At 64.4% G+C, this 22,371-nt stretch carries 19 protein-coding genes; 7 read left to right on the top strand and 12 right to left on the bottom strand.

Features of this window, described 5'->3' with window-relative positions:
* Positions 1-6: 6 nt before the first annotated feature.
* From CFB50_RS24700 to CFB50_RS40165, 6 genes are all read right to left on the bottom strand, one after another.
* Positions 7-1,740, bottom strand: coding sequence for a carbamoyltransferase family protein (locus tag CFB50_RS24700; protein ID WP_089447490.1), 1,734 nt, complete (start codon positions 1,738-1,740; stop codon positions 7-9).
* A complete protein-coding gene (locus CFB50_RS24695; protein WP_069251383.1) occupies positions 1,737-3,224 on the bottom strand; it encodes a radical SAM/SPASM domain-containing protein in 1,488 nt (495 codons plus the stop codon). The genes CFB50_RS24700 and CFB50_RS24695 overlap by 4 nt, the downstream gene beginning before the upstream one ends.
* 45 nt (positions 3,225-3,269) lie before the next feature.
* The gene (locus CFB50_RS24690; protein ID WP_089447489.1) at positions 3,270-4,019 is read right to left on the bottom strand and encodes a class I SAM-dependent methyltransferase; all 750 of its coding nucleotides are present in this window, start codon (positions 4,017-4,019) and stop codon (positions 3,270-3,272) included.
* Positions 4,020-4,084: 65 nt separating this feature from the next.
* Positions 4,085-5,347 carry a cytochrome P450 gene (locus CFB50_RS24685; protein WP_231937905.1) on the bottom strand — a complete coding sequence of 421 codons (1,263 nt, stop codon included), beginning with the start codon at positions 5,345-5,347 and terminating at the stop codon, positions 4,085-4,087.
* A 1,259-nt stretch (positions 5,348-6,606) separates the two neighbouring features.
* Positions 6,607-7,122: an IS5 family transposase gene (locus tag CFB50_RS40170; RefSeq protein WP_256978984.1), complete on the bottom strand. Its 516-nt coding sequence runs from the start codon at positions 7,120-7,122 to the stop codon at positions 6,607-6,609.
* A complete protein-coding gene (locus tag CFB50_RS40165; RefSeq protein ID WP_256978861.1) occupies positions 7,014-7,424 on the bottom strand; it encodes a transposase in 411 nt (136 codons plus the stop codon). The genes CFB50_RS40170 and CFB50_RS40165 overlap by 109 nt, the downstream gene beginning before the upstream one ends.
* A 315-nt stretch (positions 7,425-7,739) precedes the next feature.
* Between CFB50_RS40165 and CFB50_RS24675 the strand changes: the two genes are divergently transcribed.
* The gene (locus CFB50_RS24675) at positions 7,740-8,327 is read left to right on the top strand and encodes an IMPACT family protein (protein WP_069251380.1); all 588 of its coding nucleotides are present in this window, start codon (positions 7,740-7,742) and stop codon (positions 8,325-8,327) included.
* A 264-nt stretch (positions 8,328-8,591) separates the two neighbouring features.
* Positions 8,592-8,882 carry an H-NS histone family protein gene (locus tag CFB50_RS24670; RefSeq protein ID WP_069251379.1) on the top strand — a complete coding sequence of 97 codons (291 nt, stop codon included), beginning with the start codon at positions 8,592-8,594 and terminating at the stop codon, positions 8,880-8,882.
* Between the two features lie 55 nt (positions 8,883-8,937).
* Here the strand turns inward: CFB50_RS24670 and ppk2 are convergent, their stop codons facing one another.
* Together ppk2 and CFB50_RS24660 are read right to left on the bottom strand one after the other, a co-directional pair.
* Positions 8,938-9,888 carry a polyphosphate kinase 2 gene (ppk2, locus tag CFB50_RS24665; protein ID WP_069251378.1) on the bottom strand — a complete coding sequence of 317 codons (951 nt, stop codon included), beginning with the start codon at positions 9,886-9,888 and terminating at the stop codon, positions 8,938-8,940.
* Between the two features lie 89 nt (positions 9,889-9,977).
* Positions 9,978-10,409: a hypothetical protein gene (locus tag CFB50_RS24660; RefSeq protein WP_231937904.1), complete on the bottom strand. Its 432-nt coding sequence runs from the start codon at positions 10,407-10,409 to the stop codon at positions 9,978-9,980.
* On the opposite strand from CFB50_RS24660, the gene CFB50_RS24655 reads away from it, so the two are divergent.
* Positions 10,346-10,762 (top strand): ANTAR domain-containing response regulator, encoded by a 417-nt coding sequence (locus tag CFB50_RS24655; protein WP_373452969.1) that lies wholly within the window; start codon positions 10,346-10,348, stop codon positions 10,760-10,762. The genes CFB50_RS24660 and CFB50_RS24655 overlap by 64 nt on opposite strands.
* A gap of 38 nt (positions 10,763-10,800) precedes the next feature.
* Here CFB50_RS24655 and CFB50_RS24650 read toward each other — a convergent pair whose 3' ends face one another.
* Entirely contained in the window at positions 10,801-11,250 is a 450-nt protein-coding gene (locus CFB50_RS24650; RefSeq protein WP_089447488.1) for a winged helix-turn-helix transcriptional regulator, read from the bottom strand.
* 353 nt (positions 11,251-11,603) lie between these two features.
* Between CFB50_RS24650 and CFB50_RS24645 the strand changes: the two genes are divergently transcribed.
* Positions 11,604-12,527, top strand: a complete 924-nt coding sequence (locus CFB50_RS24645) for an alpha/beta fold hydrolase (protein WP_089447487.1) — start codon at positions 11,604-11,606, stop codon at positions 12,525-12,527.
* Positions 12,528-12,614: 87 nt separating this feature from the next.
* On the opposite strand, the gene ggt is transcribed toward CFB50_RS24645, so the two are convergent.
* The gene (ggt, locus tag CFB50_RS24640) at positions 12,615-14,336 is read right to left on the bottom strand and encodes a gamma-glutamyltransferase (RefSeq protein WP_089447486.1); all 1,722 of its coding nucleotides are present in this window, start codon (positions 14,334-14,336) and stop codon (positions 12,615-12,617) included.
* Positions 14,337-14,734: 398 nt separating this feature from the next.
* On the opposite strand from ggt, the gene CFB50_RS24635 reads away from it, so the two are divergent.
* The 3 genes from CFB50_RS24635 to CFB50_RS24625 all read left to right on the top strand — a co-directional run bounded on the left by CFB50_RS24635 (position 14,735) and on the right by CFB50_RS24625 (position 21,448).
* Positions 14,735-15,259: a metal-dependent hydrolase gene (locus tag CFB50_RS24635; protein ID WP_069251373.1), complete on the top strand. Its 525-nt coding sequence runs from the start codon at positions 14,735-14,737 to the stop codon at positions 15,257-15,259.
* Between the two features lie 201 nt (positions 15,260-15,460).
* On the top strand, positions 15,461-20,038 hold the full coding sequence (locus tag CFB50_RS24630; protein WP_089447485.1) for a DEAD/DEAH box helicase: 4,578 nt from the start codon (positions 15,461-15,463) through the stop codon (positions 20,036-20,038).
* A gap of 135 nt (positions 20,039-20,173) precedes the next feature.
* A complete protein-coding gene (locus tag CFB50_RS24625; protein ID WP_069251371.1) occupies positions 20,174-21,448 on the top strand; it encodes an APC family permease in 1,275 nt (424 codons plus the stop codon).
* A 150-nt stretch (positions 21,449-21,598) separates the two neighbouring features.
* On the opposite strand, the gene CFB50_RS24620 is transcribed toward CFB50_RS24625, so the two are convergent.
* The gene (locus CFB50_RS24620) at positions 21,599-21,895 is read right to left on the bottom strand and encodes an XRE family transcriptional regulator (RefSeq protein WP_011658604.1); all 297 of its coding nucleotides are present in this window, start codon (positions 21,893-21,895) and stop codon (positions 21,599-21,601) included.
* A 72-nt stretch (positions 21,896-21,967) separates the two neighbouring features.
* Complete coding sequence (locus CFB50_RS24615) at positions 21,968-22,327, bottom strand: type II toxin-antitoxin system RelE/ParE family toxin (protein ID WP_011355455.1); 360 nt, start codon at positions 22,325-22,327, stop codon at positions 21,968-21,970.
* Positions 22,328-22,371: the final 44 nt, after the last annotated feature.

Here is a 22,371-nt window from a genome sequence, read left to right as displayed (position 1 = left end):
GCGATATCACTGCGCGCGACCTCTGGATGCGGGTTCTCGCCTGACGAGGAAATCGCCGATCACCAGGAAGTCCAGTGAGGTCCGCGCGAAGCAGCTAATCGCGTTGGACGGCGACATGACGATCGGCTCGCCGTTCTGGTTGAATGATGTATTGAGGATCATCGGAATACCTGTCACCGCGTCGAATGCCTCGATCAGCCGGTAGATGAATGACTCTCGGCTCGACACGGTTTGAAAGCGGCAACTTCCATCGACGTGACAGACAGCAGCAATCGCATCGCGCCGTTCGGCTCGGACAGGCATGACCATGTTCATGTAAGGCGATTCAAAGTCACAACCGGCGTCGACGTATTCAGCGACGCGCGGTGCAAGAATCGACGCGGCGAAAGGCCTGAATGGCTCGCGAAGCTTCACCGCCGCGTTGATCCGGTCGCGCATGGCGCGTGGGCGCGGATCGGCGATGATGCTCCGCCCGCCGAGTGCGCGCGGCCCGAATTCCATGCGCCCCTCGAAGAGACCGCCGATTTGACCATTCGCCATCAAGCCAGCGATTTCAGCAACCAGATCGACAGGTTCGGTGAAAGGCAGAGCAGCATCTTTCAGTGCCGCGACAATCACGTCCCGCGAGAATTCCGGGCCAAGCCTCGCGCTGCGGTTGGAAGCCACATGCACGCGGGTCTGACGATGCGAAAAAAGGCTCAGCGCCGCGCCAATCGCCGCTCCCTGGTCGCCGGGTGCGGCGGGGATGAACACTTCATCAAACAGTCCGGAGCGAACCAGCTTGCCGTTGAACACGGAATTCATTGCGCATCCGCCCGCGAGAACAAGTGGCAGATGAGGATGCTTTTCCTTGTATACCTTGAGGATCGCGAAAGCGACTGCTTCGTAGCGGGCCTGAAGCGCGCGTGCAATATCGGCGTGATGCGGCTCGACCGGCTGGTCGCGAAGCCTCGGGGGCCCGAGCCACTCGAACGCGCGCGGATTCAGCCAGGGTCGATCCAGATGCTCGGAGCGTTGATAGTCGGTGTATCGATGGTCGACGATGAGTCGCCCGCGTTCGCAGCGTAGCAACCGCTCAAAGAAGCGATCGAGGGATTCGCGCGCGACGCCGTACGGAGCCAGTCCCATCACGCGATACTCATCGGATGCCGGCCTGAATCCGAGATGCTGGGTAATCGCCCCATACACGAAGCCGAGCGATGCCGGCATGTAGGTACGGTCCGTCAATGCAAGGCCGCTATCCTCGCCGACATAAACCGAAGCCGATGCATTTTCCCCGCGGCCGTCCAGCACGACGACGAGTGCGCGCTGGAAACCACTGACGCGGAATGCGTAGTGTGCGTGAGCGTGATGGTGGTCGACGAACCTCACTCGAGGTACGTCACGATTGCCCCAGCGTTTCCGAACGATCTCTGTCAGTTTCCGGTTGCTGGTGGAGGCCGCGATGCGCCGCAGCAGGCGGTGCACGGTCGGAACACGTCGATCCAGCAGCGAGCCCGCTTCGGCCCTGAACGCTTCCAGCAAGCTTCCCAAGTCGTTCCAGTAGTATGCGACGTCGGAGACGTCTTTCAGCGCGAAGCCGCAGTGACCGAGCGCCTGGTCGAGTGCGCGGTCGGGAAAGCACCATTCGCCCTTGACCCGGCTCACGCGCTCCTCTTCAACCGCGTACAGGATTTCTCCGTCGCGAACGATCGCTATGGCTGGGTCGTGTGCGAGAGCGGAGATACCGATACTGATCACGAGACCAACCCGCGCTCTTTCAGTTCATGTGTCAGTACGATGCTGCTGGCGATGAACTGCCGTCTCAATTGGCACCGGATTCGATCGTTCTTCATCGGATCGCCGTGCTTATAGACCCCGAATGCCGGACAACCGCCGAGGCAGACGAAGCGCGCCCAGCACTTCGAGCAATCGGCGTCGGCGTCCGCGAGCCGCCATTTGCTGCCCCAGTACGTCAAAAACGTCTCGTCGATACCGGTGGTGACGTTACCCATCTTGAACGCGTCGTTACCTTCGGTGCGGTGGCATGTGTAGATGTCTCCCGTCGCCGAAACCGAGATGACATTGACGCCGGCGCCGCATTCCACCCCGCTATTCTCCAAAATGGAACCGCCTGCAACCAGCTCACCCTTTGCATCTTCTGAATAGAGATTGGTCGCGACCGGTTTCTGAACCAGTCTTCCCATGTATTTCGAATACGGATTGAAGTTCCGCCAGTCATAGTTTTCGTCGAGCACATGCCCCGCGAACCATTCGCTCAGGTGATCAATTCCGTTGAGCGTCAACTGCAGGTTCTCGTCAGTGACTTCCCCGATGGTGCCGTCGACGCCCCAGATGAAGTCCATCTTGATGCTGTCGTACCCGAGCGATTCAACCATTGTCCGTGCCTGGTCGACCAGACGGTCACCATGTTCACCAAAGAAAGACGCGCGAACCTGGAAATCGATCCGGCTTTCCTTCAGCAGCTTGCCGTACTTATCATTGACAACGTCGAACGTACCCCCGCCCTTTCGATCAAGCCGGTACGTGTCGTGAATGTCTTTCGTACCGTCCATGCTGAGGCGAACACCGACGCGATATCGCTCGAAGAAATCGATCATTTCCTGATTCAATCCGATACCGTTCGTCGTGATCGAAAACTCGACTTCAACGCCCTCGGCCTCCCCTTTTTTTGCTGCATATTCGATGAAATGCGTGAGGCAATCGCGGTTCATCAACGGCTCACCGCCAAGAATCGCGAAGCCGAGAGAAGAGGAGCCACGATGCTCGAAGGAGAAGTTGATCACATGTTCAGCCATCTCTCTCGTCATCATCAGCGACTCGCCACCGCCATACAAACCTTCATCTGCATAGCAGTATGTACATTTCAGATTGCACGCGTAGGCAATCTGTACAACGACGTCCTGCAGACGAAGACGCTCGGACGTGCGATGGTTCTTTCGATTCGCATCGGAACTGAACAGCTTGCCCCGCTTGATCAGTCCGGCGACGAACGGGGATGCTTCCAGTATCGCGCGGTCCTGGTCACTGTCGGCGAATTGCTCGACGACATCAGCGTCACTGGGCTCAAGACGGTAGCTTTCCGACGATGCCACGTCGAACAGATATTTTCCGGACGGATGTGAAATCAGCAGTGCGTCGAAATCGTCCAGTCTCAGCCGGCGAAAATTGACCAGCGAACTGTTTTCACTGCGCTTGATCACGTTGATGAGTTTTCCCACCATTTTCCTCACATTGAGAGATAGTTGACGATCAGCGGGCGGACGTCGCTAGGCCGAGGCGAGCAGCAGCAAGCGGTGATATCCCGACTGTTCCGGCGAAACAACTTCGACATGACGAAAACCAGCGCGACGAATCAGTTCAATGGCTTGCGTTCTTCGTAGTGCTCGGTACAAGGCGGTGAAGTGCAAGGCCTCCCATCTTGCGTCGACTGCACGGACGATATGGAGATGGAACCGATAAGTTCGCTCATCGAACCAGTCCCAGATTTGATGGACGATCCGGCGCTGCTGATACGCGTCATGAAAGGCGGGGGCGGCAACGTCAGGGCGCCTGTCGAAGTCGGCGTCGTAGTCACGCAATGCCACGACAAGGCGTCCGTCGTCGCGCAACAGTCCTCGCGCGGAAACGAGAAAACCCACCGCGTCGTCGTCAGTCCTGGCATGACACAAGTAGTTGTCGAGAAGCAATGCGACATGGAAAGAGCCCGCGTCACCCGAACCGAGCTGATCAGGCGCGCCCGTGTGGAAACGCAGGTCGACGCCTCGACGCGCGGCTTCGGATCTCGCTCTTTCGATCGAGCGCACTGACGTGTCGAGTGCGAGAACATCGTGCCCCGCACCGGCGAGCGATATCGTATTCGTGCCAATACCGGCGGCACAGTCGACGATGCGGATGGCGCGATCCGACGGAGCGACAAGTCGACCGATCTTTTCGGTTTGCCAGTTCATGAAGCGCTCCCAGTCGCCGTAGAGAAGATGAGCGTGTGGGGCAAGCTGGTCGTAGAATGCGGTTTCCACTGCAAACTCCAGTGAGGCCACGTTACCTGAGATACGGCGCTAGGCTGGGCCAGTACGATTTCGAATCAATGTGAACGCGTCCGCAGCGCGGCTTCCGCCCCGTTCAATGTCTGGGCGGATTCGCGTGACCGGACCAGGGTCAACGATTCGAGCCCCCGGTAGAGCGGCTGGTCGATCCAGCGCGGTGGCTCACACGCCAGGGAAAGTGCAGGCCAACGATGAAGGATGGCGTTCAAAGCAATCTCGAGTTCCATCAAGGTCAGCCCCGCTCCGATGCAGACGTGCGGCCCGGTACCGAACGACAATGGCATGCCGACATCTCGTTCGATTCGGATTTCATCCGGTCCAGCGTATTTTTCGGGATCACGATTGGCCGATCCGATGAGCGGAACGATCAGATCCCCGCGCCTAATCTGCCGACCGCCAAGGACAAAATCGGTCTTCGCACGCCTGCCCGTGTATTGCACCGGGCTATCGAACCTCAGCAACTCACGTATCGCTCGCGGTAGCAGTGCCGGGACCGCCTGAAGTCGATGCCACAGGCCCGGGTTCGAGAGCAACCAGTAGACGGCCGTACCGAGGCTGTGCCGGGTCGTTTCGTAACCGGCGAACAGAAGCATCGCGCATTGGGCGATCAGTTCCGCCTGCCCGCGAATCTGTCCATTTTCTTCAGCCCGCACGAGGCGGCTGATCATGTCGTCGCGCGGGCGTTGCCGGCGCAAACTGATCTGCGCCTCGAAAAATGCGCTCATCTCCACGATGCCTTCGCGCGCTCGCAACACAGTGCCAATGGTTGGTCTTGTTACGCCAAGAAACAATGCCAAGCTAGTCGTCCACGAAAGAAACCTGTCCGGCGCGACATCGTCGAGTCCAAGCAATAGAGCGATCACCCTGGAAGGCAGTCGCCTCGCAAATTGCTCGATGAATTCGAACGGCTCACCTTCCGGAGCCGCATTAATATCGCGGATTAGTTCGTCGACGATCCCCTGCACTCCGGGACGAAACGCTTCGATCAGCCCGGGATGAAAGCCCGCTTGCATGGCCTTGCGAACTCGACCGTGCTCCGGACTGTCCAGGAACAGCAACGCCCGGCCAAACAACCTTTGAAGATCCATGAGCTCGATTCGCGACACACCCTCGCGGTCTGCCGCGCCCATCACCCACCCACCGGTACGTTGGGCGGAAAGGCGTGGATCTTTCAAGGCATTCTTCACGTCGTCGTAGCCGGTTACCACCCAAGCGCCGTCAAAATATTCATCGCGCCACAGCACCCTCGCCTGCTTCCGCCAGCTTGCGTAGTTGGAGTAAGGAGCAACTGTGTCTCGCAACGCGAATTTCCGATTCGGGTCAGTTATCGACATATTGTCGTTGCATCTCCCGTGGGGTGTATTAAGAGGACAGGATTATTTCGCCCCGCAGCGGCCCGGAATGCACACATCACGTCAGTGCCATGTCGTCCGCCCGGCTGCTGGCAGTCGGCGCCTTCCTAATAAGCGATTTCTGTACCAGCGGGCAGCAACCCGCATGAAGGCGGCGTGCTATCGTTCGGCTCATGAAATACCGTGATTCGATGTTCAGATTTGACCGCTGCTGGCTATTTTCAGTCAGAGTGATTGGCCAAATTTGACCGCCGTCGATTTCGACATTTCAATGCGGTTAAATTGCCCGGGAGTGCGCCGAACGCATTGTTGAAAAACAAGGCAAGCGCCTGCCTGAAAAAGACGATCGATTCACGCTCACGACGCAAGTGCAACAGCGTGGAGAATGTCTTCTTCGCATTCGCCCAACAGCATGCCGGTGAACTTCGGTCGTCGATGGTGCAAGTGAATCCTGCTCCGTCGCCCGGTCGGAGTCTCACGGTCGTCATGGCGGGGCGCGCGAGCGTTACGACCCAGCTCGCCGAGGCCAAGGCGGAAGCTCTAACGCCGAAGCTAACGACGTGCGGTGTCAACAAGCGACGGACGATCGGGGTACGGTGCAGCGTGACGCGTTACTCACCGACCCGGTGAGTACACGACTCGCCGCGTTACTCTGCACCACGACAGCTCGCGTCGATCATCTAACCGGCCTTGCATTCGCTGCGGTACTGGAAGGCGTGGCTTGCCTGTTTTGGATCGTCGCGCTTCGGTTACCGTTACCGAATCCGTTACCCGGCGTGACTGCCGTCAAGCCGCCAGTGCAGTCGGCAGTCACGGGAACGACCGACATAATTCCGTCGACAGTCACGCCGGTCTTGGACGCAACTGATGAGCCGGGTAGTCATGCCCGTCACGGCGAATCACGCTGATGAGACCGTCAGTCGCAAAGACGCGACGCCGGTTGCGATCGCACGATCATCGGTCACGCGCCACGCTGACCCGATCCCGTCGTTACCGGTAAGGCGCTACGTGCGCGAATACTAGACGGCAAACCTATCCTACGAGGTGTGCGATTTGCACATCTCGTAGCCGGTTCGGCTACGCGGTCGAAATGTGGTTGTTCGTGGAAAGCGGCATCTTCGAGGCCTGGCAGACGGCTTGCTCGTCGTGCGGCGCCGGCATGATACAGACCCGCCGACAGCGTCTCTTCGCGAAGCTAAGAGGCCAGTTCAAAAACCTTGCTCAGCTCGCCTGAAGACGTTCCAGCAGACGAGCGAGCAGCCAAGTTTCAAGAATGCTTCGTGAATGTCGGCACGTCGCTCGAAGCGCGTGCGTAGACGACGGAAATTATGGAGCCAGGAGTGCGTACGCTCGACCACCCAACGATACTTGCCGAGCCCGCTGCCGTGTTCGGTCCGGCGCTTCGCGATCACGGGCCTGATGCCGCGCTCACGCAGCGCACGTCGGTGTCGTGTGGAATCGTAGCCGCGATCGGCGTAGACGACGCCGGGCTTCTGAAGTGGTCGGCCACGGACACCGCGAATCGGCGGAATTGCATCAACGAGCGGCAGCAACTGCGTGACGTCGTTGGCGTTCGCGCCGGTCAGGATCGCGACGACGGGAACGCCGTTGGCGTCTACGAGGATGTGGTGCTTGGAACCGGGTCGCGCACGATCCGTGGGGTTCGGGCCAGTTTTTCGCCCGCCCCAACGGCGCGCACGGACGACGAATCGACCGCAGCGTATGACAGATCGATCTGGCCGGCCGCACGCAACTTGTCGAGCAGCAACTCGTGCAGTTGGTCCCATACACCAGCCTTTTGCCAGTCGTTCAATCGCCGCCAGCAAGTTGCGCCCGAGCCGAAGCCCAGCCGAGTCGGCAAGTGGTTCCAGCGGATTCCCGTTTTGAACACGAACAGGATGCCGTTGAGCGCCGCACGATCGCAAACGCGCGGACGACCAGGATCGCTCTTCGCACGAGGCTTCGCGGGCGGCAGCAATGGTTCGATCAGTATCCACAGTTCGTCGTCAATGATCGGCGCTTCCATCCTTGGGCTTCCGTTGTTCTGGTGCCCAAGGTTAACAGCTCGCCGAGGAAGTAAACAGCCCCCTCACGGGGTTTTTGAACTGACCTCTAACCCTCAATCCCAACCCAGGCATTTTTCGCGTCCCAGTAGATCGTCTGCGTCTTGTGCTGGTCGCATCGAAATGCATCGACGCGCGCCACGGTAAAATTCTCTCGCTTCATTCCGCCCCATCCATGTAGGCAATTTATGCCTAGTTGGGTCAACATCGATCAACATGAAATCTAGCAAGCAATCACAAAACACATTGATTTTTCTACACTTTTCATCGCCCGGACAATGACCTATTCGCTCGCCACCACCTACATCCGGGAACTCGAGATCCGCAAGAGCCGCTTCATCGCGTACGCGATTCCCGTCGACGACCGCGACGCCGCCATGCAGGCACTGCAACGCCTGCGCGACGAACATCCAGCAGCCACGCACGTGTGCTGGGCACTGCTGGCGGGCGGCCAATCGGGGATGTCGGACGACGGCGAGCCATCGGGCACGGCAGGCCGCCCGATTCTCGAAGTGCTGCGCCATCACGATCTCGACGGTGTGCTCGGCGCGGTCGTGCGTTACTACGGCGGCGTGAAGCTCGGTGCGGGCGGGTTGGTGCGCGCGTACACCGATGCGATCGCGTCGGCGCTGCTCGATGCCGAGCGCGTCGAGCGCATCCGCTACACGCGGCTCGCGATCGAGATCGGCTATCCCGAGGAGGCGCGCGTGCGCCGCTGGATCGACCAGGCGGGTTATGAACTGGTGGACAGCGCGTACGGGATGACGGTCAAGCTCGTGATCAAGCTGCCCGAGACCGCCGCCGCGAACGCGCGGACCGAGCTGTTCGACCTGACGCAAGGGCGATCGGGCTTTCCCGATCTGTAACGAGCGGCCGCTATCGTCCTCGCCCCGCCCCCCGCCGCCTGCAAATTCCGCCGAAAAATCAGATACGTCCGATAGAAAAACCGCACGCCGCCACTTAATCTCACCGGGTTCCCGGCGACTCGCGCCGCATACGTTTTATCCGCAGGCCGGCACAGGCAGCACGCAACCGCCGCCGGCCGAGTCGGCACGCCAAGGCCGGGCGTGCGACGTGCGGTTCGTCACGCGTCGCCAATAATCAAAATTCAGCTACGGGATAACGGACGCATGCATCAAGTGCACACACTGCAAGCCCAGCTTGCGGAACTCGATCGGCGCATCAAGGCGGCTCGGCGCCGCGAACGCAATGCGGTGCTGGCGCAGGTACGCGAACTCGTCACGAGCTACGCGCTGACCGCGCGGGAAATCTTCGGGCAGGGTTACAGCGATCGCGCGAAGCTGTTCACCGTCGGTGCGAAGTATCGCGACCCGGCAACCGGCGCGACATGGAGCGGCCGCGGCCGTGCACCCGCATGGATCGTCGGGCGCGACCGCACCGCGTTTTTGATCCGGGAGTAATGCGCGCCGCGTTGCGCGGCGCGTCCCTTCATCACATCGAATCCGCGCCGGCCGCTCAGTAAGTGTCCGGCACGATCATGTTGTCCGGCACAGGTCGACGGATGTAATCCTCGTGATGCTCGCGCGGCGGCAGGTCGATCGGCGCGTGCGGCACCTCGTGATACGGCACTTGCTGCAGCAGGTGGTGAATGCAGTTCAGCCGCGCGCGCTTCTTGTCGACGGCCTGCACGACCCACCACGGCGCTTCCGGAATATGGGTGCGCTGCAGCATCTCTTCCTTCGCGGCGGTGTAGGCTTCCCAGCGGCGGCGGCTCTCGAGATCCATCGGGCTCAGCTTCCACTGCTTGAGCGGATCCTCGATCCGGCTCTGGAAGCGCACTTCCTGCTCGTGATCGGTAATCGAGAACCAGTACTTGACGATCTGGATCCCGCTGCGCACCAGCATCTTCTCGAATTCGGGCACCGAACGGAAAAACTCCTCGTATTCGTCGTCGGTACAGAAGTTCATCACGCGCTCGACGCCCGCGCGGTTGTACCAGCTGCGGTCGAACAGCACGATCTCGCCGCCGGCGGGCAAATGCGCGACATAGCGCTGGAAATACCATTGCGTGCGTTCGCGATTGTTCGGCGCCGGAAGCGCCGCCACGCGGCATACGCGCGGGTTCAGCCGCTGCGTGATGCGCTTGATCGCACCGCCCTTGCCGGCCGCGTCGCGCCCCTCGAAAATGACGACGAGCCGGTGCCCGGTGCTCACGACCCAGTCCTGCAGCTTCACGAGCTCGCCCTGCAGGCGGAACAGTTCGCGGAAATATTGCTTGCGCGCCTCGCGGCGCTCCTGCGAAAACAGCAGGTCGTCGCTGTCGTCGAAGCGGCGATCGTCGAGCTCCATCTCGAGCTCTTCGTCGTAGGCGTCGACCAGATCCTCCTCGAAGCGGCGCTGGCGCGCTTCCATCGATTCCATATCGGTGCGGTCGTCGGTCTCGGTGCGGGTATCGTTGTCGCCCATGGGGCCTCCTTCCATCATTGACGCAGCCAAACTCCAACATTATCCCAGTGTCGCGCGTCAAATTCATGAAAAAAGGGCCGGCGCGCCGGTCAGAAGCGGAACGCGAGCAGCACGCTGGCCAGCACGGGGTTCGCGGAAATATCGAACGTGTTCGACGCGAGCTGTCGGTTCGACTGGTCGATGTCCAGCGTAATCTTCGTCCGTAACGGGATATAGGTCACCATGCCGGTGATCCAGAACTGGCGCGTGATCTGGTAGCTCGCGCCGACGGTGAACACGGGCTCCCACACGCTCTTCACCTTTGCGGACACGTTGGTCTTGCCCGCCAGCAGCAGGTCGCCGCCTGCATCCCAGATGCGCTGGAACAGTGACGGGTCGAGCAGCAGCGACTGCAGGCTGCCGATGTCCGCGCCCGCCGCGAGCAGCCCGCCGAGCGACGCGAGCTTGCGTCGACCTCGTGATTCTCGCGGTCCGGCCCGACCTGCTGCACCTGTCGATCCCGTGGCTGGAAGACGACGCACGGCCGCCGCTCATCGCGGTCACGACCTACGAAAGCCCGACGATCCTCGAACTGATGCTACGCATCGATGCGCAAAGCGGGGGGACGACGCCGGTGCGCTCGTTCGGCCGGTTGAGCGCGATGGCGCTCGCGTGTCACCAGAGCCGCCGGCATGACGAATACCGGCGTCGCATCGCGCAGCTCGAACAGCGCGTGATGTCCGCGTGCACGCTGCAGGAAGCGAAGACGCTGCTGATGCAGCACAACGCGATCAGCGAGGAAGAGGCCTATCAGCAGATCCGCTCGCAGGCGATGGAGCGGCGCATCTCGATCAACCAGCTCGCCGAACAGATCGTGCAGGCGCACGCGTGCTGAAGCGGTAACGCGGGCACGATCACCGCGATTGCCGCCCATCAATCCGGCGGCGGCAACACGACCGTATCCTCCGGCCCGAGCACGCGCCCGTCCTGCGAACGTAGTTCGAGCTTCCTGACCGGCAACCCGCTCTTGCGGTCGACGAGCAGCACGTGTGCCTCGTCGGGTTCGAAGAAGAAATCCTCGCCCCACTGCCGCAGCGCGACGAGCAGCGGAAACAGGCCGCGCCCTTTCTCGGTCAGCACGTATTCGTGATGCGCGCCGCCGTCCGCGGCCGGCACGATGTCCATGATCCCGTGCGCGACCAGGTTGCGCAGGCGCGCAGCCAGGATGTTCTTGGCCAGCCCGAGATTCTTCTGGAATTCACCGAAGCGGCGCAGCCCCTCGAACGCATCGCGGACGATCAGCAGCGACCACCAGTCGCCGATCGCGTCCAGCGGGCGGGCAACGCCACAGGGGGAATCCTCGTGCGTGGTTCGTCTGTTCATCGATGCATGGGGCGATGCCGTTCCCGGAACGCGGGTGGACCGGCGGTCGTTTCCGTTGAAATGAATGGTTGCAATATAAAACTCGTCGAGCGAAAGATCAATCGCGCGACGCCCGACTGTTCGCGATCGGCGAACGGAATGGTCGATTCGGGCCAGATTGACACTTCAACGCCTATTGCCAGCCGATAAATTCCGGCACTGCTCCCTTCCGATGGGTTATCACGCGCCCACGCCTCGGTGATTCGGCGGTTATCCCGGCCATCTTTTAGGTTGCAACTTGAAACCGAATATCCTACGCTTCGACTCGGTTTCAACTTGAAACCAAACTGTCCGACTATCCGAAGGAGCGTTCGATGATCCGGTCCGATGCCACGTTCGACGGCACCTTTCCATTCGCCCCGCATTTCGACGACGCATCCGGCTTCCGGATGCACTACGTCGACGAGGGTCCCGACGACAGCGAAACCATCCTGTGCCTGCATGGCGAGCCCACTTGGGGTTATCTGTTCCGGCATCTGATTGCCGCGCTGCGTCCGATGCACCGCGTCGTCGCCCCCGATCACATGGGCTTCGGCAAAAGCGCCACGCCGCAGGACCGCAGCTACTGGCTGCAGGACCACGTCGACAACCTGGAGCGCTTCGTGCTCGCGCGCGGCCTCGATCGCATCACGCTCGTGATGCACGACTTCGGCGGCCCGGTCGGCATGGGGCTGGCCGCGCGGCATCCGGATCGCATCCGGCGGATCGTGGCCGCGAACGGGCCGACGCCGTTCGGCCAGCCCGATCTGGTCGAGCGACTGAACGCGAACGGTCGCGATGCGCCGTGGTTCCAATGGATCGCGCGCGCGGCGGCGGACGGTACGCTGGAGACGGTGCTCGGTCAGCTCGGCTTCAATATCCTGAGCACGCTGAAGCTGAACGGGTTCGAAAATCACGCGGTTATCAACGACACGTGGATCGCCGCATACGGTGCGCCGTTCGCGCAGCCGGCCGACTGCGCCGGCGCGATCGGATGGGCCCGCGGGTTTGCCGCCGGCGCGCACCGGTTCGAGGCGCCCGATGCGGCGGCACTACGCGCGATACGCGAAAAGCCCGCGCTCGCGATCTGGGGAGACGCCGACCGAACGCTCGGCGCCGAACACTTCCTGCCGCTCTTCACGGCCCTGTTTCCGTCCGCGCCCGTCGAACGGCTGGCGGGCGTCGGGCACTACTGCTTCGAGGATGCGCCCGACGCCATCGCGGCACGCATCGCCGAATTCATCCGGACCACCGGTTGAGTGCGTTCCGCAGCCGGCGACACGACGCCCGGCTGCGGAACACGGCGTGCGCATTCGCCTTCGCAACCGCGCACGCCCCACTTCACGTCAGTGAATGATCCGCGTCACGCCACGCCCGCGCGGGTCAGCCATCGCCTCCGGCGTCTTGCCATCGATCTTGATCACCTGGATGTCACCGCTGAAATCCTGCCCCTTCAGCGTATAGCCACGCGCCTCGATCTGCTTCGCGAGCTCGCCTTCGATCGGGTGGTACGGCTCCCAGAAGATCGTGTTCGGCGGCAGCAACTGGTGATGGAAGCGCATCGCGCCGACGGCCTCCTTCAACGGCATCTTGAAGTCGTAGATGTTGTTGATCACCTGGAAGATCGACGTGAAGATGCGCGAGCCGCCCGGCGTGCCGATCACGAGCGACACCTTGCCGTCCTTGGTCATGATCGTCGGCGACATCGACGACAGCGGGCGCTTCTTCGGTTCGATCGCGTTCGCGTCGCTGCCGACCACGCCGAACATGTTCGCGACGCCCGGCTTCGCGGAGAAGTCGTCCATCTCGTCGTTCAGCACGATGCCGGTGCCGTCGGCGATCACGCCCGAGCCGAAATAGCCGTTGACCGTGTACGTGTTCGACACCGCGTTGCCCCACTTGTCGACCACCGAGAAGTGCGTCGTTTCAGCCTTCTCCGGCATCGTCGTGCCGAGGCCCGGCTGCACGCTCTTCGTATCCGACGGCTCCTTCGGGTTGACTTCACCTGCCCGTTTCGCGATGTACGCGTCGTCGGTCAGCTGCGCGATCGGCACCTTGTAGAAATCCGGATCGCCGAGATACTGCGCACGATCGGCGAACACGCGCTTCTCGATTTCCGCGACGAGGTGGATGTACTGCGGCGAGTTGAGCTTCACGCCCTCGAAGTCCTGCTTGAGGTCGGCCTTCATCTTCAGCAGCTGCACGAGGCCGATGCCGCCCGAACTCGGAGGCGGCGCGGTGATCACGTCATAACCGTTCCACTTCGCCTGCACCGGCTGGCGCCACACCGCCCGGTACTGCGCGAGATCCTCGGTGGTGATCAGCCCGTTGCCGTCGCCGGTCTTCATCGACGCGGCGATCAGCTCGGCCGTCTTGCCCTTGTAGAAACCTTCCGCGCCGTCGTTCGCGACGCGCGTGAGCACGTCGGCAAGATCCGGCTGCTTGAAGTTCACACCGGCCTTCAGCCCGGAGAAATACTTGTCGAAGTTGGTCTTGCCGACGAACTCCTTCGATGCGTCGACGCCGCGCTGCGCGAGCTGCTCGTCGACGACGAAGCCGTCGCGCGCATAGTGGATCGCCGGCGCGAGCACCTGCTTCCACTTCAGCTTGCCGAAGCGCTTCTGCGCTTCCCACATGCCCGCGACCGTGCCCGGCACGCCGACCGCGCGCGGGCCGTACAGGCTCATGCCCTTGACGACGTTGCCGTCCTTGTCGAGATACATGTCCTTCGTCGCGGCGAGCGGCGCGCGCTCGCGATAGTCGATGAAGTACGGCTTGCCGTCCTTGTAGATCGTCATGAAGCCGCCGCCGCCGATGTTGCCGGCTTCCGGATACGTGACGGCGAGCGTGAATGCGATCGCGACGGCCGCGTCGATCGCGTTGCCGCCTTCCTTGAAGATCCGCTCCGCGGCATCCGCGCTGTACTTGTCGGCCACCGCAACGGCCGAACTCGTCAGGACGGCCGGCTGCGGCCCCTTCGCATAGACGGGCGCGTTCGGCAGGAAACCGATGCCGGCCACCGTCGCGAGCACGACAGCGGATGATTTGAAGCGATTCAGCGTAGTCATTGCATGTCCCCCATGTGGATCTCCTTCAGGCAGGAAAAGCACCTGTTCCGCTCATGGCCGCTGGCGCGCCGACGGCCACATCCGGTTTCGTAGTATAGGGGGACAAAAAGGGTCGAACACGGGACGTGCAACGAAAGCGTATTCGTCATGTGCGCAAGGTCATGTCGAGGCTTCCGAACAGGGATGCGGATCGGTCGAAATTGCACGCGGACACGTGATCACGCAACGCACAAAAAACCGAAAGTTGCGAACTGCGCGGAAAACCACGCGGCACGTGCAAAAAAATCTGCAAACGTCCCTCCCGCTGCATTGGCCGATCTGCGAAGATAGCGCCCCGCTTTCGCGGCGCATCATTTTTTCGTGCACGTATCGCTTCACGTTTCTTCGTCTCGCTTCCTATGGCATCACACAATGCGCATCATGCGTCCGGCTTCGCGGCCGGTGTCGCCGCCGCCGTCCTCGTCGCACAAACCGGGGCAACCGGCCCGTGGCATTCGGGTCTGTTCGCCGCATTCGCGGCCGGCGTCGCGGGCGGCACCGCGCCCGACTGGCTCGAAGTCGCATGGTGGAGCCGCAAGCGCCGCCTGTGGATCACGCATCGCACCGTCACGCACTGGGGCATCGGCTGGATCGCGCTGCTGGCGCTCGGTTGGCACGGGCTCATCCATCATCCGCATCCGCTGTGGGCCGCGCCGCTGTTCGGCTTCGCATGCGGCGGCGTGATGCACCTGCTCGCCGACTGGCCGAACCCGCTCGGCGTGCCGTGGATCTGGCGGCGTCACTCGCTGAACCTGTGGAACAGCGGGCATTGCGATCTGATCGTCGTGGCCGCCGCATGGGGCGGCACGCTGTGGCTCGCGCAGTCGCTGTGGTCGCGCGCGCCGCTGCTCGAGCACTGGCTCGGCTGGCTGAATCGCGTTTAGTTGCAATTCGACGCAATTCTGCACGCGATCGGCGTGCCGACGCGCATGCAACTTTCCGTTCGTTGAAAGTGCGGTGACGGCCCCCATCTGAATTCGAATCGTCGCCACCCGTGCCCGGCACGCACGCGCGACGTCTGGCACACTGACGATTCGATTCGCAATCGCGCCCTCCGCGCGCTTGCACCCCATTTCAACGCTCCAATGGACGTCACCGCTACCCGCCCTGCCGCCAGTGCGCTCGACGTGTTCCACCCGGCCGTCGCCGCGTGGTTCCGGCGCACGTTCGCCGCGCCCACCGGCGCCCAGGCGCTCGCGTGGCCGCACATCAAGGCCGGCCGCTCGACGCTCGTGGCGGCACCGACCGGCTCCGGCAAGACGCTCACCGCCTTCCTGTGCGCGCTCGACGATCTGGTGCGCGATGCGCTGGCGCACGACGGCACGCTGCCCGACGCGACGCTCGTCGTGTACGTATCTCCGCTGAAGGCGCTGTCGAACGACATCCACGTGAACCTCGATGCGCCGCTTGCCGGCATCGCCGAATCGCTCGCGCAACTCGGCCTGCCGGTGCCGGCGATCCGCACCGCCGTGCGCACCGGCGACACGACCCAAGCCGAGCGTGCCGCGCTGCGCAAGCGCGCGCCGCACATCCTCGTCACGACGCCCGAATCGCTGTACGTGCTGCTGTCGTCGACGTCGGGGCGGCAGATGCTGTCGAACGTGCGCTCGGTCATCGTCGACGAAATCCATGCGCTCGCATCGTCGAAGCGCGGCAGCCATCTCGCGCTGTCGCTCGAACGTCTCGACGCGCTGGCCGGCCATGCGCTGCCGCGTATCGGGCTGTCGGCGACGCAAAAGCCGATCGACGCGGTCGCGCGCTTCCTGGTCGGCGGCCCGGCTGACGCGCCGCGCGACTGCACGATCGTCGACACCGGCCACACACGCGAGCGCGACCTCGCGCTCGAACTGCCGAACGTGCCGCTCGAACCCGTGATGGCAACCGACGTGTGGGAACAGGTGTACGACCGCATCGCCGGCCTCGCGGCCGCGCATCGCACGACGCTGGTGTTCGTCAACACGCGGCGCACCGCCGAGCGCATGGCGCGCCATCTCGCCGACCGGCTCGGCAAGGAAGCGATCGCCGCGCATCACGGCAGTCTCGCGAAGGAGCACCGCTTCGACGCCGAGCAGCGCCTGAAGCGCGGCGAACTGAAGCTGCTCGTCGCCACCGCGTCGCTCGAACTCGGTATCGATATCGGCGACGTCGATCTCGTCTGCCAGGTCGGCTCGCCGCGCGGGATCGCCCCGTTCCTGCAGCGCGTCGGCCGCTCGGGGCACCATGTCGGCGGCGTGCCGAAGGGCCGGCTGTTCCCGCTGTCGCGCGACGAACTCGTCGAATGCGCGGCGCTGCTCGATTGCGTGCAACGCGGCGAGCTCGACACCCTGCGCATTCCCGAAGCGCCGCTCGACGTGCTCGCGCAGCAGATCGTCGCCGAAGTGGCGTGCACGGAATGGCAGGAAGACGCGCTGTATGCGAGCTTCACGCGCGCGGCGCCGTATGCGCGGCTGACGCGCGAGCGCTTCGACGAAGTGATGAAGATGCTCGCCGAAGGCTTCACGAGCCGGCGCGGCGTGCGCGGCGCGTACCTGCATCGCGACGTGGTCGGCGGCACCGTGCGCGGGCGCCGCAACGCGATGATGACCGCCACCACGTCGGGCGGCACGATCCCCGACATGGCCGACTACGCGGTGCTCCTCGAACCGCAGGGCATCCAGGTCGGCACGGTCAACGAGGATTTCGCGATCGAGAGCCTGGCCGGCGACGTGTTCCAGCTGGGCAACCAGTCGTACCGGATCATTCGCGTGGAAACGGGCCGCGTGCGTGTCGAGGACGCGCAGGGCCAGTCGCCGAGCATTCCGTTCTGGCTCGGCGAGGGGCTCGGGCGCAGCGACGAGTTGTCGGTGGCCGTCGGCCGGCTGCGCGCGCGGCTCGACGGACTGTTCGCCGATGGCGACCGGCAGGCACAGGCCGATGCCGGTGAACGCGCTGACGTCGATACCGGCGGGAAGACCGCGACTGCAGTCAAGGCTGCGCCCCAAGCCAAGGCCAAGATCGGCGCAAAATCGACGCCACGCGTCGAAGCCGAAGCCGAAGCCGAAGCCGAAGCCGAAGCCGAAGCCGAAGCCGAAGCCGAAGCCGAAGCCGTGATCAGTGTGCGAAATAGCATCACCCCGGCGAGCGGCCGCCTCGCGCCGGCATTGCGCTGGCTCGTCGACGATCTGCACCTGTCGCCCGACGCCGCGCACCAGATCGCCGACTATCTCGCGCGCACGCGCGCCGCGCTCGGCGCGTTGCCGACGCAGGACACGCTCGTGATGGAGCGCTTCTTCGACGAATCGGGCGGCACGCAGCTCGTGATCCATTCGCCGTTCGGCAGCCGCATCAACCGCGCGTGGGGGCTCGCGCTGCGCAAGCGCTTCTGCCGCAGTTTCAACTTCGAACTGCAGGCGGCCGCGACCGACGACGCGATCATCCTGTCGCTATCGCTCGCGCACAGCTTCGCGCTCGACGAAGTGTGGCGCTACTTGCGTTCGGCGAGCGCCGAGCACGTGCTGGTGCAGGCCCTGCTCGACGCGCCGATGTTCGGCGTGCGCTGGCGCTGGAACGCGACGACCGCGCTTGCATTGCCGCGCTTCACCGGCGGCAAGCGCACCGCGCCGCAACTGCAGCGGATGAAGAGCGACGATCTGCTCGCGACCGTGTTCCCTGATCAGGTCGCGTGCCTCGAGAACGTCGTCGGCGAGCGCGAGATTCCGCATCACCCGCTCGTCGACCAGACGCTCGACGACTGCCTGCACGACGCGATGGACGCCGAGGGCTGGCTTGCGCTGCTGCGCCGGATCGAAAGCGGCGCGATCGAGCTCGTCGCGCGCGACCTGCCCGCGCCGTCGCCGCTCGCGGCCGAGATCCTGAACGCGAAACCCTACGCGTTCCTCGACGATGCACCGCTCGAGGAACGCCGCACGCAGGCCGTGCAGTCGCGCCGCTGGAGCGATCCCGAATCGGCCGACGATCTCGGCGCGCTCGACGCCAACGCGATCGATGCAGTGCGCGACGAAGCCTGGCCACTCGTGCGCGACGCCGACGAAATGCACGACGCGCTGCTCACGCTCGCGTGCATCGCCGATCGCGAAGCACGCGAACGCGAAGGCTGGCTCGACCGGCTCACGGAACTCGCCGAACGCCGCCGTGCGACGAAACTCGTCGCGCCGGACGGCGCCGCGCTGTGGGTGCCGGTCGAACGACTCGTGTGCCTGCGTGCACTGCATCCCGACGCGCGCGTCGCGCCGGCGCTCAAGGTGCCGGCCGCCTGCGCGCAGCCGTGGGAAGCCGACGCCGCACTCGTCGACGTGATCCGCGCGCGGCTCACCGGCTTCGGGCCGCTTGCGCTCGACGCGATCGCGACACCGCTCGGGCTGCCGCCTGCGTCGATCGCGACGGCACTCGCGGCGCTGGAGCGCGAAGGCTATGTGATGCGCGGCCGGTTCACACCGGGCACGACGGTGGACGAATGGTGCGAACGCCATCTGCTTGCGCGCATTCATCGCTATACGGTGAAGCGCTTGCGCCGCGAGATCGAACCGGTCGAGCGTGCCGATTTCATGCGCTTCCTGTTCCACTGGCAACACCTGACGCCGGACACGCGCGGCACGGGCCGCGATGCACTCGCGGCCGTGGTCGAACAGCTCGAAGGCTACGAGGCCGCGGCGAGCGCATGGGAAGACGCGCTGCTGCCCGCGCGGCTCACCGACTACATGGCCGGCGGGCTCGACGAGCTGTGCCGCTCGGGCAAGCTCGTGTGGACGCGCATCGGCGCGCCGGCGCGCGCAGCCGGCACGCCCGTGAAGACGACGCCGATCGTGCTGCTGCCGCGCCGCCACCTCTCGGCCTGGCAGGCGCTGCGCGATCCCGATGCGCAACCGGCGCTGTCCGCGCGGGCCACGCAGGTACGCGACGCCCTCGCCGCGCACGGCGCGATGTTCTTCGATGCGCTGCTCGACGACCTGCATATGCTGCCCGTCGAACTCGAACAGGCGCTCGGCGAACTCGTGTCGGCCGGCCTCGTGAATGCGGACAGCTACGCGGGCCTGCGTGCGCTGTTGAAGCCCGCCGTCAAGCGCAGCGCGACCTATGCGCCACGCACCCGGCGCGGCGGTGCGCTGATCGGTGGGATGGACGACGCGGGCCGCTGGGCGCTCGTGCAACGTCATGCGCCGCCGGACGACGACGCGCCCGCACCAAAACGCGGCCTCGCCACGACCGACCCCGACGCGCTCGAACACATCGCATGGACGCTGTTGCGCCGTTACGGCGTCGTGTTCTGGCGGCTGCTCGAACGCGAAGCCGACTGGCTGCCGAGCTGGCGCGAACTCGTGCGGGTACTGCAGCGCCTCGAAGCGCGCGGCGAGATTCGCGGCGGACGCTTCGTCGCCGGGCTCGCGGGCGAACAGTTCGCGCTGCCCGAAGCGATTCCGATCCTGCGCGAAATGCGGCGGCAACCAGGCGACGGACAGTACGTGTGCGTGACGGGCGCCGATCCGCTGAATCTTGCCGGCACGCTGCTGCCCGGTGACAAGGTGCCGGCGCTGGCCGGCAATCGCGTGCTGTTCCGCGACGGCGTGCCCGTCGCGTCGCTGGTTTCGGGAACGTTCCACTACGCACCCGAGCTGTCGCCCGCCGCGCGCGAGGATGCCCGCCTGCGGCTCGCACGCCACTGCTGACATCGGCTGACACGCAACACCGCACGGACTACTGATCGCCGGGCCGCGCGGCCGCCGTCGTTCGGGTAGCATCGAACGATTTTCCGCGCGGGCGCCCGCGCTCGAACACGACAAGACTTCCGGAGACTGCTGTCCATGCCCTCGCATGCCGATTCGCCCGCTGCTCATCACGCGGGCTCGCTGACCATTTTCCAGGGCGCCGCGCTCTATATCGGCGCCGTGCTCGGCACAGGCGTGATCGCGCTGCCCGCACTGGCCGCCGAGGTCGCGGGCCCGGCCTCGCTGCTCGCATGGGCCGCGCTGGTCGTGCTGTCCGGACCGCTCGCGGCCACCTTCGCCGCACTCGGCGCGCGCTATCCCGATGCAGGCGGCGTATCGACCTACGCGCGGCGCGCATTCGGGCCGAAAGCTGCGGCTATCGTCGGATGGTGTTTCTACTTCGCGGTACCAGCCGGCGCACCAGCCGCCGCGATGTTCGGTGGCGCTTACGTCGCGGCCGTCACGGGCGGCGGGCAGACGACGGTCATCGTCACCGCTGCGGCGCTGATCGCGACCGTGTCGGCCGCGAATGCTTTCGGCGTCACCGTTTCGGGCCGCATGCAGCTCGTGTTGTCGGCACTGCTCGTCACGCTGCTGCTCGCCGCGGTGCTCGCCTCCGCGCCGCATGCGCGCACCGCGAACCTGCATCCGTTCGCGCCGCACGGCTGGCTCGCGGTCGGCCAGGCTGCCGCGCTGCTCGTGTGGAGTTTCGCCGGCTGGGAAGCGATCACGCATCTCGCGGCCGAATTCCGCCGGCCCGCACACGACATGCCGCGCTCGGCGGGAATCGCGGTCGTGGTGGTCGGGTTCCTGTATCTGTCGGTTGCTGCCGCGAGCGTGACGGTGCTCGGACCGTCCGCGGGTGGATCGGGTGCGCCGCTCGCCGAATTGATCGCGGGCGGCATCGGCGGCCATGCGCAGGTGCTGGCCGCCGCGGCCGCACTGTTGCTCACGCTCGGTACGATGAACGCGTATTTCGCGGGTGCGGCCAAGCTCGGCGCGGCGCTCGGACGCGACGGCGCATTGCCCGCATGGCTCGCGCAAGGCAGCCAGGTCGGCGGCGTGCCGCGCCGCAGCCTCGGCGTGATCGCCCTGCTCGCAGTGGTCGCACTGGCTGCGACGACGCTGTCGGACGTCGGGCCGAAGCCGCTCGTGCTCGTCACCTCCGGGTGCTTCGTGATGGTGTACGGGCTCGGCGCGGCCGCCGCGCTGAAACTGCTGCCGCGCGGCGGCATCGCGCACCGTTGTGCGTGGATTTCGCTGGTCGCGGTGGCCGGACTGTTCCTGACGACCGGCTGGTACATTCTGTGCCCGCTGCTGCTCGCGGGCGGGGCACTGCTCTATCTGCAGGTGGCCGGGCCTCGTCGGTGACCCGGCAGCTACGCGCCGGCCGACACTCGCCTGCTTGCGACGCCGCGCGGGCCGATCATCACCGAACCGCTGGCCGGATTGCCTGCCACTCCGCCGCACGCACCACGCGTAGGGCCGCCGCCTCGGCCGTCCGTCGATTCTTCGCGCCCGTCAGGCGGGCACCAGCTCGAAGCTGAGCCGTTTGCCGAGCGCGGTGGCCGCGCTCGCGAGCGTCGCCAGCGTGAGGCTCGTGTCGGTTTCGTCGAGCAGACGGTTGAGCGCGGCGCGGCTGGTTTTCATCCGCGCGGCCATCGCGGTTTTCGTGATGTGCTGCGCCTTCATTTCCTGCCCGATCTGCCAGGCGATCACGCGCTTGATCGCGGTGGCGGTGGCCGCTTCGAGATTGCCGTCCTCCTCGAGGAAGGTATCGAAATCGCTGCCGATATGCGGATTGTTCGTGGTCGTCATGGGTACTCCAGTGCATGGCGTTGCCGGCGGCCCGACCGTCGTAGACGGTGCGTTCCGGCGCAACCGGGGAATTCAGATGGCGCGCATCAGCGCTTTCAGGCGCGCGACGGTGACATCGAGATCATCCGACGGCGTGGCCCGCGACTGCTTGAAGAAGCCGTGCAGCAGGACCATCGTGTCGCCGACGACCGTAAACAGCACGCGGGCGCTTCGCCCCGGCAACATCACACGGATTTCCCACAGATCCTGCGCCATCTTCCGGACCAGCGGCATGCCGAGCGGCCAGCCGAGTTGAACGGTCTTGATCTCTTCGCCGATCGCCCTTCGCTCCGCTTGCCCGAGCGCCTTCAGCCATTCGCGCACCGGCTCGTTGCCACGGGCCGTCTGGAAGAACCGCACGCCGAGCGTGACCTGGATCTGCTGTCTCGTCATCGTCTTGACACCAATCGTACCAAAATCGGTACGATATGCCAAGC

This window comes from Burkholderia sp. AU33423 (genome assembly GCF_002223135.1).
Lineage (GTDB): Bacteria > Pseudomonadota > Gammaproteobacteria > Burkholderiales > Burkholderiaceae > Burkholderia > Burkholderia lata_D.
This window is presented reverse-complemented; position numbering and strand designations above follow the sequence as displayed.